The 16,767-nt window shown below is 43.2% G+C and carries 14 protein-coding genes; 6 read left to right on the top strand and 8 right to left on the bottom strand.

The genetic code is table 11. The features are described from left to right. Window positions 1–88: 88 nt before the first annotated feature. Window positions 89–2,371: a PhnD/SsuA/transferrin family substrate-binding protein gene (locus tag KZA12_RS00940; RefSeq protein ID WP_218688904.1), complete on the bottom strand. Its 2,283-nt coding sequence runs from the start codon at window positions 2,369–2,371 to the stop codon at window positions 89–91. 428 nt (window positions 2,372–2,799) lie between these two features. Between KZA12_RS00940 and KZA12_RS00935 the strand changes: the two genes are divergently transcribed. The 3 genes from KZA12_RS00935 (at window position 2,800) to KZA12_RS00925 (ending at window position 6,734) form a co-directional block, all read left to right on the top strand. After that, window positions 2,800–4,191, top strand: a complete 1,392-nt coding sequence (locus KZA12_RS00935; protein WP_201622466.1) for a cytochrome c — start codon at window positions 2,800–2,802, stop codon at window positions 4,189–4,191. Beyond that, window positions 4,191–5,153 carry a c-type cytochrome gene (locus KZA12_RS00930; RefSeq protein ID WP_218688903.1) on the top strand — a complete coding sequence of 321 codons (963 nt, stop codon included), beginning with the start codon at window positions 4,191–4,193 and terminating at the stop codon, window positions 5,151–5,153. Before KZA12_RS00935 ends, KZA12_RS00930 begins: the two co-directional genes overlap by 1 nt. 273 nt (window positions 5,154–5,426) lie before the next feature. Further along, a complete protein-coding gene (locus tag KZA12_RS00925; protein ID WP_218688902.1) occupies window positions 5,427–6,734 on the top strand; it encodes a lytic murein transglycosylase in 1,308 nt (435 codons plus the stop codon). A 264-nt stretch (window positions 6,735–6,998) separates the two neighbouring features. Here KZA12_RS00925 and KZA12_RS00920 read toward each other — a convergent pair whose 3' ends face one another. Continuing rightward, window positions 6,999–7,826 carry a hypothetical protein gene (locus KZA12_RS00920; protein WP_256932766.1) on the bottom strand — a complete coding sequence of 276 codons (828 nt, stop codon included), beginning with the start codon at window positions 7,824–7,826 and terminating at the stop codon, window positions 6,999–7,001. 252 nt (window positions 7,827–8,078) lie between these two features. Between KZA12_RS00920 and KZA12_RS00915 the strand changes: the two genes are divergently transcribed. The 3 genes from KZA12_RS00915 (at window position 8,079) to mtnP (ending at window position 9,974) form a co-directional block, all read left to right on the top strand. Further along, on the top strand, window positions 8,079–8,519 hold the full coding sequence (locus KZA12_RS00915; RefSeq protein ID WP_201622463.1) for a CopD family protein: 441 nt from the start codon (window positions 8,079–8,081) through the stop codon (window positions 8,517–8,519). Window positions 8,520–8,738: 219 nt separating this feature from the next. Then, the gene (locus KZA12_RS00910; protein ID WP_201622462.1) at window positions 8,739–9,008 is read left to right on the top strand and encodes a DUF4031 domain-containing protein; all 270 of its coding nucleotides are present in this window, start codon (window positions 8,739–8,741) and stop codon (window positions 9,006–9,008) included. A gap of 69 nt (window positions 9,009–9,077) precedes the next feature. Beyond that, a complete protein-coding gene (gene mtnP / locus KZA12_RS00905) occupies window positions 9,078–9,974 on the top strand; it encodes an S-methyl-5'-thioadenosine phosphorylase (RefSeq protein WP_218688901.1) in 897 nt (298 codons plus the stop codon). Between the two features lie 146 nt (window positions 9,975–10,120). On the opposite strand, the gene KZA12_RS00900 is transcribed toward mtnP, so the two are convergent. The 6 genes from KZA12_RS00900 to KZA12_RS00875 form a co-directional block, all read right to left on the bottom strand. Continuing rightward, window positions 10,121–11,206: a methyltransferase domain-containing protein gene (locus tag KZA12_RS00900; RefSeq protein ID WP_218688900.1), complete on the bottom strand. Its 1,086-nt coding sequence runs from the start codon at window positions 11,204–11,206 to the stop codon at window positions 10,121–10,123. Between the two features lie 87 nt (window positions 11,207–11,293). Beyond that, window positions 11,294–12,001 (bottom strand): TIGR04282 family arsenosugar biosynthesis glycosyltransferase, encoded by a 708-nt coding sequence (locus KZA12_RS00895; protein WP_218688899.1) that lies wholly within the window; start codon window positions 11,999–12,001, stop codon window positions 11,294–11,296. Between the two features lie 132 nt (window positions 12,002–12,133). Next, window positions 12,134–12,952 (bottom strand): TIGR04283 family arsenosugar biosynthesis glycosyltransferase, encoded by an 819-nt coding sequence (locus KZA12_RS00890; RefSeq protein WP_373416557.1) that lies wholly within the window; start codon window positions 12,950–12,952, stop codon window positions 12,134–12,136. A gap of 155 nt (window positions 12,953–13,107) precedes the next feature. Then, window positions 13,108–13,692, bottom strand: coding sequence for an HAD family hydrolase (locus tag KZA12_RS00885; RefSeq protein ID WP_218688898.1), 585 nt, complete (start codon window positions 13,690–13,692; stop codon window positions 13,108–13,110). Window positions 13,693–13,712: 20 nt separating this feature from the next. After that, window positions 13,713–14,558, bottom strand: coding sequence for a DUF547 domain-containing protein (locus KZA12_RS00880; protein WP_218688897.1), 846 nt, complete (start codon window positions 14,556–14,558; stop codon window positions 13,713–13,715). Between the two features lie 4 nt (window positions 14,559–14,562). After that, window positions 14,563–16,740 carry an FAD-dependent oxidoreductase gene (locus tag KZA12_RS00875; RefSeq protein WP_218688896.1) on the bottom strand — a complete coding sequence of 726 codons (2,178 nt, stop codon included), beginning with the start codon at window positions 16,738–16,740 and terminating at the stop codon, window positions 14,563–14,565. Window positions 16,741–16,767: the final 27 nt, after the last annotated feature.

Here is a 16,767-nt window from a genome sequence, read left to right as displayed (position 1 = left end):
CCTGTTACTTTTTATATCAATATTTTCAATAAGGGTAATGTTTTTAATAGGAGCAATTTTTTAGATAGTATTTTGTAAGGGAGTACTTTTAGTCGGTTATATTTTGATTATCTCTCACCAAATTCAATGGTAGATATATCTTAACTTGCGCCCCGACTTGGTTATTTAAGGACGAGCCATCAATCGCTTTACTCAGCTGTATTTGTCGATTTAATGAAGGGTGTTTAAGATGCAGTTGATAATGAATAGCTAATTTTTGCATATCAGCAAGTTCTTGCTGGCTATCAATATTACTTAGCTGCATCATACCACCAAGCGACTTACATAAGCGCTGACAAATCATTAACCCTAACCCTAGACCTTCCGCTTTACTTGAGGGCGCGGCATAGTGTGGCTGCTGACTACTTATAGTAGTGGGTTGCTTAGCCGTCAAACGATCTTGGTCAAAGCCGCCACCGTCATCAGACAGGATCAAAGCCAACCAACTTAGCTCTTTATAGACTACCTTCTGACAACGCAGCATTACATGCTTGGCCCCTTGTTGCTGCGCATTAAGCATGACATTGATCAATAGCTGATCGAGTACTAAGCTGGGCAATTGCAAATACTGATAGTTGCTAGCGTAGCCAAAGCTAATATCTATAGCCTTATCTCCCATAAGGATGATGCACTGCTGATAAGTCTCGGCAATATTGACCTTGGTTTCATCAGTCGTTGAGCGCCCTGCCCAACGTCGAATATTAGTGATCACTGCGGCGACGCGCTCAGTCTCGCTGACAATCTGTTGTAAGGCTTTTTCTGACATTTGTCTTTCAGCTACCCGTTCTGCTAGTATTTGCTCTGCTGATATTTCTTGATAAGAATTTGAGTTTTGACTACGTATTAGTAAGCCTTGTGCATAGTTTTGAATAGTGGCTAACGGCTGGTTAATTTCATGAGCGATAGCCCCGCTCATCTCTCCAATAACCGCAAAACGCTCTGAGCGCCGCAGCTGCTGATCATAATCACTAATTAGACGATTTTGCTTGATTAACTGTTGCCGACGACGCCATGCCAGCCAACTCATCCAAGCGTAATTGATCATCGATATCAAAACGATAAAAACTATAACGCTCATCCACCAACGATGCGATTGTATCCAATCCAGCACTTGTGCGCCTAGCGTCTGCTGTGAGGGGTGACGACCTAACTCATATAAGATACGCTCAGCCTCGATACTAGACTCTGGTGGTAACCAACGTAATGCACTGCTCTCAGTATTACGTTGGGTATTGCCACCAGCATTAGTATTGTCATTAGCCTTACTGGACAGCTGTACAGCAAATAACTGCTGATTGATCTGTTCTACTAAGGACGCTGGGGCTTGCGCTGTCGCGGCTAAAGTCCAGTTGGGATAAATTTTGGTAGAAGACTGACAGTTAGAACTTGTTGCTACCGGATTAAGGAGTCGGTATTGGGCCAAATTGATTTTGCCCTGACGGTTCATCTGCTCCATCAAACATAAGGGTGCTATGGCCGCATCTACTGCGCCACTAGCAAGCCTATATAAAGTCAGCTCAATAGGATAACCGACGAACTGCACCTGATAATCATTTGCTGATAGTCCATTGTCTTGTAATAAATGGGCTATGAGTAAATAACCCCCAAAAGCATCAGCGGTGACCGCCGCTATTTTACGCTGTTGAAGATCTTTTATTTGCTCAATATTACTGTCTCTAGCCACCCATAATGCGCTAGCAATTTGCTCAGTAGCACTGGTCTCATTAGCTAATGGTTGCCCTTCGACTCCTTCGCTTAGTGCCAACTCAGCTTGCAGCTGCTTATATAACTTATATTGTTCATCAGTTTGAAAATCAGACTGTTTGACATCAGCCATCCTAAATATTGTTGGCTTAGCGGTTGCACTATAGTTTTGTAAAGTAGCTAGCCAACGCCACCCTAAGGTATCCATTTTTATCAGCTGTACTTGTGGGCCTAATACCATGGCGAATTGCTGCGCTTCTATTTGCTGCTGCCAATTCTCAAGCGCTAATGGTACTAACACTAAGGTGTCATCTGCTAAGTTAGCATTAACACTGTCCAACCAAGGCTGCCAACGCTGTTGAGCGGCCGCTTCTCCTTGCGGTGCTAACACTCCTAAGTAATAAGTCTGGGCATTGGCCTTATGCGTAGGCATTAGCGCTAAAACAGCAAGCGTTGACATAATGGACATAGCAGTCACATAAAAAGCAATTACTGAAAAACCAATCGACAACAACGACGCCATAGCGCTCACGGCATTCATATGAATAGCCGGGGCAGATGTTGCCCTAAAGATCTTCACTGTGCTTGATAAGTTGGGGCGTTGCCCGTAGTCCTCAATATGCATCATTACTCACTATTTCAAAACATCACTTGTTCAATGGACTGCAAATATTAGGGTTATAAACAACCGCTAAGTCATTTTTATTCACCATTTTTTGCTGCTGTTTTTCACCCTTTTTCGCTATTCGTCATTCTTTAGCGCTGGTTTTTATAGACCATTTTGGGGCAAACCTAAAGAAAATTCCTTATAAAAATATAGCCCTACAAATAATGTGGTTTTCCACAATATCACTCTTCTGTTAGCTAATCTATACTAAATAGCAACAGTACAAGTTTTATTTAGCAAAGCTTAAGTATAAAAAGTATTGATTAGATGTTGACTAGAAAATATTTGCAGTAAACCGCTCTAACAACCCGTATCACACCCAGTATGGTAATCGTTAACTAGTAAGCGATATCATGCTAGAAAAACATATTATTACAGAGGATTGGCTTATGAGACAGGGGCTGGCGAAGAAATGGCCATTCATTATCCTGATGATCGCAATTATCGGCTTGGCAGTAGCGTTTATTATTGGACAGCTTTTACCAAATATGCGTACGACAAGCAATACTATTGCTGTCGATGTAAAGGATCCGGCGTTGATTAAGCAGGGTGAATACGTGGCACGTACGGCTGACTGTGTCGCTTGTCATACTACGCTAGGTGGTAAAGACTACGCTGGTGGCTTACCGATGCTAACGCCACTTGGGGCAATTTATTCGACTAATATTACTCCAGATAAAGACACTGGTATCGGTAATTATAGCCTTGTTGACTTCACTAATGCAGTCAAACACGGTGTAGCCCCTGGTAATAAAGCTTTATATCCTGCTATGCCTTACCCTTCTTATCAAATTATGCCTGATGAAGATATGGCAGCGATGTACGCCTACTTTATGTCCGAAGTAAAAGCCGTAAATGAGCCAAATATCAAAAGTGAACTACCACCCGTTGCCAATTGGCGCTGGCCTTTGGCTTATTGGCAACTGTTATTTGACCCTAAGCGTGACTTCGTTGCTGAAACTGATGATGTGGTCTTAGCTCGTGGTCAATACTTAGTTGAAGGTCCTGGTCACTGCGGCTCTTGCCATACAGAACGCGGTATTGGCTTCCAAGAGATTGCCTTGACCAACGCTGACTCTGCAGAGTACTTAAGCGGTGCCGTTATCGATGGCTGGCGGGCAAAAAGTATTCGCGGTGAGCATCGCGGTCTAGGTACTTGGAATGTCGCTGATTTAAATCTATTTTTCAAAACCGGTCGTACCGATACTACAGCCGCCTTTGGTGCTATGGCTGAAGTGGTTGAGCACAGTACTCAATACATGACTGATAATGATTTGAATGCTATGTCATCGTATCTAAAAACCTTGTCTCCTGCTCCTAATAAGGAGGTAACGCTACCTATCAAAAAGGACGTTACTACCGAAAAGCTATTGGCGGGTAACTATGACTCACGTGGCGCTCTACTCTATGTTGAGTATTGCACTGTCTGTCACCGTGCTGACGGTAAAGGCGTACCACGCATCTTCCCAGCGCTCGATGGCAATAGTGCGGTATTCGCTAGAAATGCTGACTCTGTGCTGCAAATAACTCTAGGTGGTGGCCGCATGCCCGATACACCGCATGACCGTATGGCATTTACTATGCCAGAGTTCACTAATTTAGCCGATGCTGACATTGCAGAAGTGGTTAACTATGTGCGTAATAGTTGGAGCAACCAAGCACCAGACATCAGCGTTACTGATGTAGTAAAAATGCGAGCTTTCCTTGCCAAGAAGCCAAAAACAGGTACAGACATTGCCCCAGATCTAAGCCTTGATGCTGCTGCAAAAGGAGCAAAATAATGAAAAAGCACTCACGTAACTTGCCTAATATTGCTGCTACTGACTGTAGTAAAGCCACTCTTCATCATTTGAACGCTGGCCTATTAGCTGCTGCTCTTATAGCCCTGACTGTCAGCGGTTGCTCGCAGCCCGAACCTGCCGAGCGTAACCCAGTTGAGTACCAGCTAGTAACCGCCGACGATGCTAACCAAGATATTGGTACTTATGTGCTACCACAAGATACTTCTATTGCCGATGAGCCTAATGCTCAGCAGATTATCTATGGTAAACGCTTGTTAAACGAAACTAAGCGTCTGTTGCCTGATCACGTTGGCGCTGAAATGAACTGTAATAGCTGCCACATTGCGCAAGGTAAAATTCCTCTTGGCGACCCTTATATTAATAGTGCCAACTTCTACCCGCGCGTGATGCCTCGAGCTGGTAAAGAGATTAATTTAACCCAACGCATCAATGGTTGTTTCCAGCGTTCAATGAATGGGAAGCCTCTGCCACCTGAATCAGAGGAGATGCTCGCCATCTTGGCTTATATGGAATGGTTAGCGCAGAAAACGCCTAAGACGCAAAAGGTTGCTATTAATAATGCTGGTAAGGTAGATGAGTCATTGATTCCAGACCCTATACATGGTGAGCAGATCTATTATGCTCAGTGTGCTACTTGTCATGGTGACAACGGTGAAGGGATAAAAGACAGCCGTGGTGACATTGTCTTCCCGCCACTATGGGGCGACGAATCCTTTAATATAGGTGCTGGTATAGCGCGCACTTATAAGGCTGCTGCCTTCGTTAAGTACAACATGCCAATGGGTATCCAAACTAAAGGATTGTGGGGTCATGGTAATGTGTTAACCGATCAAGATGCAGTCGACGTAGCTGAGTTTTTTACTCATAAGCCACGTCCTGACTTCGCCAAAAAAGACGGCGACTGGCCTACTGCCAAAAAACCAAAAGATGCTCGTTACTGATAGCGAGATATCAGTTAGTGCTCTTATCTACTAAAACCTCACGCGCTTAAAAGCCTTGAGGTTTTTTGGGTTTAGAGGATTACTCTAGCAACTATGTCTACCACAACTTTACTTAGTTATCGACTTTAAGGATATTTATTGCTAAAGTAATTTCGATCTTAGTGAATATATACCTTTACTATAAGCTCTCTTTAGTTTTTATCTTGTATTAAATTTGACCTATTTGTATAGCGCTTGGCCTATAGCCTCCTATCAATACACGAGACTCCTGTTATGTTAAACAAGCATTATATTGCTATTCTCCCTATCCTTTTAGCAGCTGGTTGTACTGGCCAGCAAGCAATGCAGCAGCAAAGCAAACCTGTACGTCAGGGTACGGTTGAAGTGACTCAAACGCAGACCATCAAGCCTAGACCGGTCATTGTGAAGCCTGCCGTAGTAAAGCCAATACCAGCTCCGCAGCCTAGTTATCGTAACTTTGCAGATTGGAAGTCAGACTTTTCAATGCGGGCTATCGCTGCCGGTCAAAGCCCTTCAGATGTGCAACGCTTGCTCGACTCCACTTATCTGAATCAACAAGTTATTTCTCTGGATTCCAGCCAGCCAGAATTTTCTAAGATGCCTTGGGACTATGCGGACTCTGCGGTATCTAGTGGTAGAGTCAGCAGTGGCAAAAGTAAGTTTTCACAGCAGCGCTCATACCTCTCAAACTTAGAGTCACAATATGGGGTCAGTAGCGAAATAATAGCAGCGATCTGGGGTATGGAGTCTTCATTTGGGGCAGTAACTGGCAACAGTCATATCCCAAGTTCGCTGGCGAGCCTAGCTTATGATGGGCGTCGTCAAGAGTTCGCTGAGTCTCAACTACTAGCGTTAATGACTCTATTACAACGTGGTGATGTGTCTTGGTCGCAGCTCGATGGCTCTTGGGCCGGTGGCATGGGACAGACGCAATTTATCCCAGATACGTGGCTCAAGCACGGGGTAGATGGCGATAGAGACGGACATCGTAACCCATGGTCTACTGCTGACGCCCTGGCCTCTACTGCCAACTATCTAAGTAATTCGGGTTGGGTACGTGGCCTTGCTCCGTTTTATGAGGCATCTTTGCCCGCCTCGTTTGACTATAATACTGTTGGTAGTAAGCAATCTGCCGCTAGATGGGCAGCGCTAGGTGTCGACACTATAGATAATATATCTTTAGATGCCAATACTCAGATGGAGCTATGGCTACCCGCTGGTAAAGACGGTCCTGTGCTACTACTAAGCCCTAACTTTGACGTGATCAAAGTCTATAATAACTCTTCAAATTATGCGCTCGGCGTAAGCTTACTGGGCAAAGCTATTGCTGGTCAAAGCGGTCTGCGCAAATCATGGCCGCGCTATGAGCGTCCACTATCAACCTCGCAAGTTATGCGCTTGCAGCAGCGTTTGACTAGTTCAGGTTTCGACACCAAAGGTTCAGATGGGGTTATCGGCTCTAACACCCGCAAAGCTTTTCAACGCTGGCAAGCCGTTAATGGTCAAACGCCAGATGGATTCATCACTCAAAACAGCGCCTCATCTTTAACTTCATGGTGAAGCCAGTGGTTAGTATGGTTGTTTAAAAGTGATTATTGGTAGAACTTAGCTTTCAGGTTTAACTGCCCTTCAAGATGATAGATGTGGGGTAATAAAAGCTAATCAATTAAGGTTAAGTCATGCATGCTAAGTAGTAAAACTTCCGTACTAAAACCTAAGTAATAGCAATCGACTACTTAGCCTTAAACAACATGGTAAAAATTCCCGCTAAAAAAGCACTCAAGATTGAGTGCTTTTTTTATGCTAACTGCGCTAGAGATGGAGTTAATTGGCAACAGCACCTAAAATCTGGAACGGTAGAGTTATGACGTCAAAGGCCAATGCAAACGGTAGTAGGACTAATTTTTGCCCGGTATTAGCCCCGCTACTAGTAGCTTGAGTCTGCTGAGTTTGACCATAAAAAGTCACGGTATAAGGTTTGCTTAATGGCTGATACTTTGACTGAATCATACTCAAGTTACTAACTTGCGGATAGATAGCCCCTTGCACTGGAACCGTAAAACAAAAACGCTGAGCATTAATGCGCAAGTCACTAGCTGAAGTACACTCTTTGCCGCCATTCTGTAAGAAGAACTGATAATCTGAGCGGGCAAACTCATCCTTGAGCTTAGCATAGGACATTTTCATTTGACCTTGAAAATAACCATCATTCTTTGGCACATTAAAAGTCATGTCATTTTCGACTTGAATATTTTTCGCTGACAAATTAGTCAACAGATTGACCATTTCTGTACCGCCTTGGGTCAGCACATAACTGTTCTTAGCGCCGACGATCACCATACTCGCCATTGGCACATTAGGTAAGGCCGTTGCAGGACGGCCAAAAGCGATAATCTGATCTTGAGATATGATGCTGTTAACGGTTTTGCTACTGACTCTAGTACCACTTTCTAATAATTCGTTAGTGGCACAGCCTGAACTGGCTAAGAGGGCGCTAAGGGCTGCGCCACCTACCATTAGCTTAATAGTAGAAAAAGCAGGTCGTTGTTGGCTAGTTTTGATATTTTTGCCATTATTAGCATTATTAGTATGGTTAGCATTATTAGTATGGTTAGCATTATTAGTATGGTTAGCAGAGCTGTAGTTAGTCATAATAGTCATCCTTGTTAGTATTATGTTTGCACTGTTATTTAGAAATACAGTAGATCAGTATTTTTTATAGTGTCCTACAAAGTCGCTATTTAGTCTATCTATTTATCAGATTGGCTTAGCAGTGCAATGAATACATCTTATCAGCCAAAATAATGCGGCGGTGACAAAGGCGGTAATTGCTTAGTAAATTTTATAGTACGCTTTATAACTTGCTGTTTTATTGACAACATCCAATTTTAGGAATTTGCAGCTATGCTCAACTATATATTAATTGCGCATTTATTAGGAGCTACGATTTGGACTGGTGGTCATCTGATTTTATCACTAGCCATTTTACCTAAAGTCCTAGCTAACCGTGATCTGGCAATGCTGCTACAATTCGAGCAGCAGTTCGAAAAAGTAGGTCTACCGGCTTTAGCGGTACAAATAGTTACTGGTCTGTGGATGGCACAGCGGATAATGCCTACTTTTAGCGCTTGGTTCACTTTAGATAATGACTTGAGCATTCTAATTAGTCTTAAATTATCATTGTTATTAGCGACTATTCTAGTAGCGCTACATGCCCGCTTTTGGGTGATTCCAACCCTATCTGCTAATACGCTAAAGGCTTTTTCTGTTAATATTATTTTGATTACTCTTCTATCAGTAAGCTTGCTGATTGTCGGTAGCTTATTTCGTACCGGATTGAGTTAGCTTGGTAGTAAGTTAAATAATATCTAATAAAAACCCGCTCAGACTGATCGTTTTCGCCACTAGATTAGCGCTTTGCTATGACGACAGTTCGGCCCTTTTATTGAATTGTTTTACTTAGTATTTGTTAAGAGTTATCAACAGTCAAATCTTAGGTAAACAGGCTGGCACTTTGATCAGTTTGATCATTAGCAAGCTGGTAAGCATATAGGAAGTAAGCAAATGGCCATCTATGTAGATTTTGTCAGTATAGAATTTAAAGGGCATAAGTGGTGCCATATGCTAGCGGACAGCCTGCAAGAATTGCATGATTTTGCTGAGCTTATCGAAGTAGATAAGCGCCTATTTCATCGTAACGCTAGCTATCCTCATTATGATATCACGCTACAAATGCGACTGACCGCTATCGAAAATGGTGCCCTTGCTGCCGATAGAAAAAAGATAATTGAATGCGCTAAAAAGCTAAAAGTGGAATTAAAGGCTCTGTGTTAAATAACATCTGTTTTTTGTCTGTTCTGTGCGAGAATGAGTAGTCACTTATTCATCCTTAGGAAAACCTTAATGACCATTCCATTAATCGACGACCCAGCGCCACATACTGCTACGATTGCCATCATTGGTGGTAGCGGCTTGTATCAAATGCAGGATCTAACCAATAAACGTAGCTTTAGTATAGCGACACCTTATGGTAAGCCATCAGGCGATATCGTCCTTGGTGAACTAAATGGTGTTACCGTCGCTTTTTTGACTCGCCACGGTCAAGGGCATAGATTCACTCCTTCTAAGGTTCCTTATCGTGCCAATATCTACGCCCTTAAAACCTTGGGGGTGCGCTATATAATCTCAGTGTCAGCGGTTGGCTCATTGAGAGAACAGATAAAGCCTCTAGATATGGTAGTACCTGATCAGATGATCGACTTAACCAAACACCGTGCTAGCACCTTTTTCGGTACTGGTGCAGTGGCTCATGTGTCGATGGCTGATCCTCTGTGCCCTGCGGTAGCCGATATTTTGCAACGGGCTTATGCGCAAGCCAAAATCAACGACGGTCAATGCCATGCAAAAGCCACTTATGTCTGTATCGAAGGCCCGCAGTTTTCTACCCGTGCTGAGTCGCACTGGTATCGACAGATGCAAGCAGATATTATCGGTATGACTAATATGCCCGAGGCCAAATTAGCACGCGAAGCTAGCATCGCTTATGCTACCTTAGCTTTAGTCACCGACTTCGACTGTTGGCATCCTACTGAGCAAGCAGTCAGTGCTGATTACGCTATTCAAAACCTTATAAAAAATGCTGACAATGCTCAGCATGTGATCAAACAAGCAGTAGCATTACTAGCTGCTGAACAGCCCGAATCCATTGCTCATAATGCTTTAGCACAAGCGTTAGTCACTCCTGTTCAAGATATGGATGAAGCCATTAAAGCTAAGCTCATTGCCCTATTGCCTGAGTAATTTAACTTCTACTATGTAGCAAAAAAGGCCATCAAATTAATCGATGGCCTTTTTTATTGTGCACTATGCAATTTTTAGCTAACCATCAATGCGCAAAAACAGCATAAGTAATAAGCTTGTCAAAATAGACAGTTACCCATAAACAATTAACAACAGCTGCTTGACGTATTCGACTTACTAGAGAGGCTAAGTGCTGGTGCTATGTTTGATTGCTCAATGGCTGCTTGCTGAACAAAAGGTAGGGCCTCACCGCAACCGGCAAAAATTCCATAATGCTGGCTAGTATCACCAATAAACTCAAAATGCGGCGCAAAACGTGATTCTTTGAGCATATTATAAGTATTGGCACAAACAGGAAACACCCGACCAGTTTCAATACGATGATGCTTGTCGAGATCAAAGCGCTGAGCTAACTGATCGATACTACCTTTATAGATAACCGCTTGCCCATAATCCTCACAGGCATCCTCTATCGCCGTACTCTTAAATAAACGATAAGTTGCTGAAAAGAACTGAATATTGCCTATTTTAGCCGCTAGGGCGGGATCAGTAATTTCTAATGGGCGATCTTCAACCAGCCTAGGGTCTAAGAATTGCGCATTAGCGGCTAAACGTTCGAAGTCCTTCCAGTATAATGCACCACTGAGACATTCGCCATAAAGCACAGGGTCGTTTATAAGTTGCTGCGGAATGCGTCGATCGGCATAGACATCAGAGAAATAGAACTCGCCGCCAGGCTTAAGTAAACGCTGGACACTAGCCATCACCGCAGCTTTATTAGGCGATAGGTTAATCACACAGTTAGAGACGATGATATCGAAGCTATTAGCTTCTAAGCCTAGCTCATCTAACTTTTCAATATAACCTTCTAAGAAGGTCACATTATCATAGCCAAATTTGTCACTGTGATAGTCCTGATACTGCTTAGCGATTGCTAACTGCTCAGCGGTCATATCGACACCCACTACTTGCCCAGTCGCACCCACTAATTGGGCTAGAGCATAAACGTCACGTCCTGAGCCACAGCCTAAATCTAAGATTCGACAGCCTTGTAGCAGCGCCGGGCATACTAAACCACAGCCATAATAGCGACTTAGTACTTCAGGGTGAATATTAGCTAGTAGCGGCTTGAGCCAACTGGGCATATTGCTGACATCACAGCAAGCCGAGGTTTTTAAATCATCAGTGCTCTGTAGCTGTTTGCCATAATAATCTTGCACAACATCATACATATTGCATTGCCTTTTAAGGGGTATTGATTTCAGTTAGTGAAATACTTTATTCATCCAGACGATAGGGTCAAATTACTTCCTTCATTATCAATGAACAGGGGCATTAACTTCACTATGGTTATTAACCTTAATCTCGCTATCGAGCCAGCCTAGTGGTAAATATTGTAGATCGGTAGGCTCATCGATATCAGCCAAAGGCTCTAATAGCGCTAATGTCCAATGCAGCGCCGCAATACGCTGCTGAGTTATCGTAGCGACGCTACTGGTACTCCAAATGATATCCGAGAATAAGCTAGCAGCGACTTGCTTAAAGCCAAGTAACACATAACCGCCATCGAACGCTGGAATCATTACCGTATCATGCTGCTGTAGTTGTTGCACTGATTTTTGCAATCGTTCGGCTGTCAAATCAGGACAATCGCTACCTATTAGCAACACCTTATCAAAGCTCTTTAAGGCATTCTCACTAGCAGTTAGCATACGTAATCCTAAGTCACCTGATGCTTGTGCTGACCAGCATAAGCTTGCCGGCAACTCAAGGTCTTGCCAGCAGCGATCTGTTGGCGCTGGACTGACACATAACTCTACGCTAAATCCGCTAGCTACTGCTTGCTCGATACTATGTAATAATAACTGCCGTGCCATCTTTGCTGCACCGTCGATACCTAATGCTGGTTGTAGACGGGTCTTAGCCTTATCTTTAGCTGGATATTTAGCGAAGATGATGATGCAAGTTCGGTTATTTATTTGCTGCACCTTAGTTTGCGCTATTGATGTTGCGACTGGTTTTGCCATAGCTATCCTGTTGCCTGTTTTTCTCTGCTCACCGCTGCTCCTGCACTCGATATAAGTACTATGCTGTTTATAAGCTGAGCATTAAAATTTCTAATTTCTAATTTCTAATCATTAGTTTCTAGTTATTGTTTTCTAATTATTAGTTTTATAGTAGCGCTGTTTTATCGCTTCAGCTGACACGCCACGCCAGTAGTCAAAGCGCAGATGCCACATGAGCAGTATCGTTCGCCAAGTGCCGTGTTGCTGCCAACGCCTAGCTGAGGTAGTCACTCTACGGGTTAAGCAAGCAGGCTTAGCTATGCCTTTTAAATTTTTGCATAGCTGTATGTCTTCCATTAAAGGCTGCTGAGGATAGCCACCGATTTGCTCAAATAGCGATTTTGTTATAAAAATAGCCTGATCGCCGGTAGCAATTGCAGTCAAGCGTGAACGAGCATTCATCATAGTACTGACTAGCCATAGCAACGGCTGGCGACTGTTTAGACGCACATCAAAACGCCCCCACTTATAATTACTATTAGCTTGATTCAGTACTTGCTTGATATGACTAATAGCATCTTCTGGCAGCTGCGTATCGGCATGTAGGAACAATAATATATAGCCTGTAGCTTGTGCAGCCCCAGTATTCATTTGCATAGCCCGACCAGCAGCAGAATCTATAATTTGCCACTCAATAGTAGAGTCTTTATTAGCTAGTTGCTGGTTGTACTGCTTAATGAGGCGCTCAGCAACGCTAAGCGATTGGTCTGTAGAGCCGCCATCGACTAGTAATACTTGCTGCGCTAATGGCTTGAGGCTAGTGATATTATTAAACAATCGAGGCAGATTATCCGCTTCATTAAGGAGGGGGATAATAATGGACACGCCGCTTGCTTCTGCTGCCCTGCTATTAAAGGCGCTGCTGTTAATTTGACTACTGCTACCTTGGGCAGTTACCGAATTGTTATTCACCCTCGCTATCCATTTAGCCATTGAGGGCGGTAATACTGTAAAACAGCGCCAGCTTTTTTTTATCAGCATAATACCCATTCTATATTTAACACCAGCATAGCCTGCAATCCTCGATAAAAGTGCTGCTCTAAAAGTAATGCTCTAAAAGTAATGCTCTAAAAATGACGATAAAAAGCATAATCCGCTAGTTCTAGCAACGCTCTATCCTCAGAAGTATCGCCATAAGCATAAACCTTTGCGTAAGCGTCTAGCTCATAAGCGCTTTCAACCCGGCGTCTTTTTTCCTCAGCACTGCAATCATTACCGATAAAATTACCGGTCAGCTTGCCGTTGATTACTTCAACTTGATTGCAGGATAAGGCGATATTATGTTGCGCGCACCAAGGCGTTAGATACAAATCTAGCGAGGCGGAAACTACTCTAACCTCATCGCCCCTATCTTGATGCCAATAGATTCTATCCAATGCCTCTGGGCGTACTAAATTTGGCAAAATTTCTGCGGCAAAATTCTCAGCTTGCGCTGCTATATCCACAGCAAGAGTATCTTTAAAGCCATGGCTAAATATCTTGCGCCGAATACGTTTACCAGTCGTTAACCGAGCTTTATAAGCTATGATTTCTGGTAATAGCAACAGCTTACCGGTAGCTATGCGCTGTTTAGCAGCAGCAAAAAATACAAATTTTGTGAAAGCATCGCTATCAGTAATAGTGCCATCAAAGTCGAATAACGCTAAATCCATAGTAATTTTACTTTTGTAAATTATTTTTTATTTAAATTCCAGTTATAACTACTATAGCCAATTTTGATTTTGCCGTTTTTTAGCTGGGCTGCTTGGCCGCTATTAAGCCCTAAAGAAGGACTATAACGAGCCAAAAATCCTGCTAAATCATTAGTACCACGCCAGCTAGTAGCAAAATCTTCTTTATACCATTTAAAAATTGGCGAGACCTGTAATGTATTGCCTTGGAGACGGTTACGGCTAGTATCTGCTAAGAAACTACTAGTCACTTGCTCTAACTGCTTGTCCAATTTACTGGCAGTAAAAGCATCGTTTAATAGCGCCGGACAGCCGATACTAGCACAGTTTACTGCAAAGTGAATGCGTGGTTCGTTATAGCGTTTAGAGCCGCGAATGAGATTGTGTTCTATATCATCGAGTGAACGCGTTTTCCCTAATAGGGAGATAAAGTTCTGCTTCCATGGGGAGCCAAACACCCCACCGATGTCTTTGATAGACTTAATATTGGGATATTTAGTCAACACTAGCTCTACGGTGCCCGCATTATAAACGTTGATCAAAAATGCCAACTGCTCATCTTTGCTCCAAGCATTGAATTCTGACTGGCTGACTTTGCTAGTGGCATCCATATAGCTATCAAGCTTGCTTTTATCAGCTTTCATGCCCGCGTAATTAACTACTGAGGCTTTGCTACTGTTGGTCATAGTAACGTTTTTATTTAACAAGCTATCCCAACTGCTATGATTAAAGTCAGCATAAGCGGCGGCACTCGCTAGCAGTATAGAAGTGGCCATAGCCGTTTTTGCTATTATGCTACTGACTACAAGTGGGGTTGAACGACTAACTAGATGAGTAACTGATAACATATCTTTAACTCCGTTTAAATCGATGATATTTCTCTACCCAGGCTAATAGCTTCTGCGGTGCATGATTGCGTTTCCACTCACCTGCTGCGTATTTGTTCGCTTCACTCATAGTAGGATAAGTATGGATAGTCCCTAAGATTTTGTTCAGTCCAAGACCATGTTTCATAGCCAGCACATACTCAGCGAGCAACTCACCAGCATGAGTACCAACGATCGTCACGCCTAAGATTTTGTCTTTATTGGGTACTGTCAACACTTTGACCCAACCAGTAGCTTGTGTGTCAGTGATAGCTCTATCTAGATCGCTAATATCGTAACGAGTCACTTCAAACTTTATATTCTTTTCATTAGCTTGGTATTCATTAAGACCCACCCGAGCAATTTCAGGATCGATAAAGGTCACCCAAGGAATAACTCGATAATCAACTTTAAACTTTTTAAAACTACCAAACAAAGCATTAACCGCCGCATACCAAGCTTGATGCGAGGCGACATGAGTGAACTGATAAGGGCCCGCCACATCACCTGCCGCTAAAATATTAGGGAACTTAGTCTCGAGATAGTCATTAGTGACGACGGTGTTTTTAGTATCAATGCCTAAGCTTTCAAGCCCATAACCACTCATACGGGCACTACGGCCAACAGCAATAATCATCGCATCGAATTCAAGTGCGATCTCAGTGTCGTTATCAGCAATACTGTCAGCGGCGCTAGCATCTTTGATTATCAGATACTGCCTACCATCGACACGCTCGCAGCGCAGCGTATCATGCTGTAATAGTACTTGTACGCCATCCGCTTCTAGACAACTCTTGGCATAATCCGCAACTTCACTGTCTTCTTTATTCAGTAGCTGCGTACCCCGTTGTACTTGGGACACTTTAGAGCCTAAACGGGCAAAAGCTTGCGCCAGCTCACAGCCAATCGGACCGCCACCAACGATGATTAAGCGCTTAGGAGGCGCTGATTGATGACTAAGCGCCTCCCATAGCGTATCGCTGGTCAGATAATCAACATTCTCAAGCCCTACAATCGGTGGTATAAAGGGTTGGCTACCAGCAGCGATAACGATACTACGAGCGCTCAGTCGCTGCTTAGTACCATCTTCCTTGGCAATCTCTACTGTCCAAGGATCAATAATAGTTGCATAGCCTTTGACCACATCGACACCAAGGTTGGTATAACGCTCGACACTATCATGCGGCTCAATAGTCGCAATAATATGCTTTATCCTTGCCATCACTGACTTAAAGTCGTATTCAACGGCTACATTTTGTAGACCATAATCAGTAGCGTGACGCATGTCATGAGCCACTTTGGCACTCTTAATCAGCGACTTGCTAGGTACACAACCGTAATTTAGACAATCGCCGCCCATTTTATGCGCTTCGACTAAAGTAACTTTAGCTTTTACGGTAGCGGCAATATACGACGATACTAATCCGGCCGCACCGGCACCGATAACCACCATATTACGATCAAAAGATTTTGGCTTATGCCAGCCTTTATAGACCTGCCGAGCTTTGTACCAATCTAGACCTTTTTTGGCAAGTAATGGAAACACTGCTAATAAGGCAAAGGAGACCAGTAACATTGGCGATATGATGTCTTTAAGACTATCAATTTGTGCCAACTGCACTCCAGCATTGACGTAGACAAAAGTACCTGCGATCATGCCTAATTGACTGACCCAATAGTAAGTCCAAGTCTTAATATTGGTTAGACCCAGCAAAATATTAACTAAGAAAAATGGGAATAAAGGTAGCAGTCGTAAGGTAAATAAATAAAAGCCACCGTCTTTTTCTATACCTTGGTTGATACTATCTAGTTTGCTGGCGAACTTCGTTTGAAAGCTGTCACGTAACAGATAACGTGAGGCTAAAAATGCAAACAGCGCCCCAATACTAGAAGCGAATGAGGCTAACAATAAACCCCACCACAAGCCAAATAACGCCCCAGCCAATAACGTCATCAGCGCAGCGCCCGGTAACGAGAAGGCGGCGATGAGTACATAAGCTAAGAAGAATAGACCACCAACAAGCAGTGGCGTGTCATCGCGCCATTGATAGAACTGGCTTAAACGCGCTTGGATACCCTCTAAGGTTAACAAATCATTGAAGCCAGATAAAAAGAATCCAGCGATAACCAAAATAACCACTAGGACAATCAATAGCTTTTTCATAGGTTGTCCTTTATATATAAAATATTA

This window comes from Psychrobacter sp. BF1 (assembly GCF_019279065.1).
GTDB lineage: Bacteria > Pseudomonadota > Gammaproteobacteria > Pseudomonadales > Moraxellaceae > Psychrobacter > Psychrobacter urativorans.
Note: the sequence above shows the minus strand (reverse complement) of the source record. Positions and strands in the feature narration are given on the sequence as shown.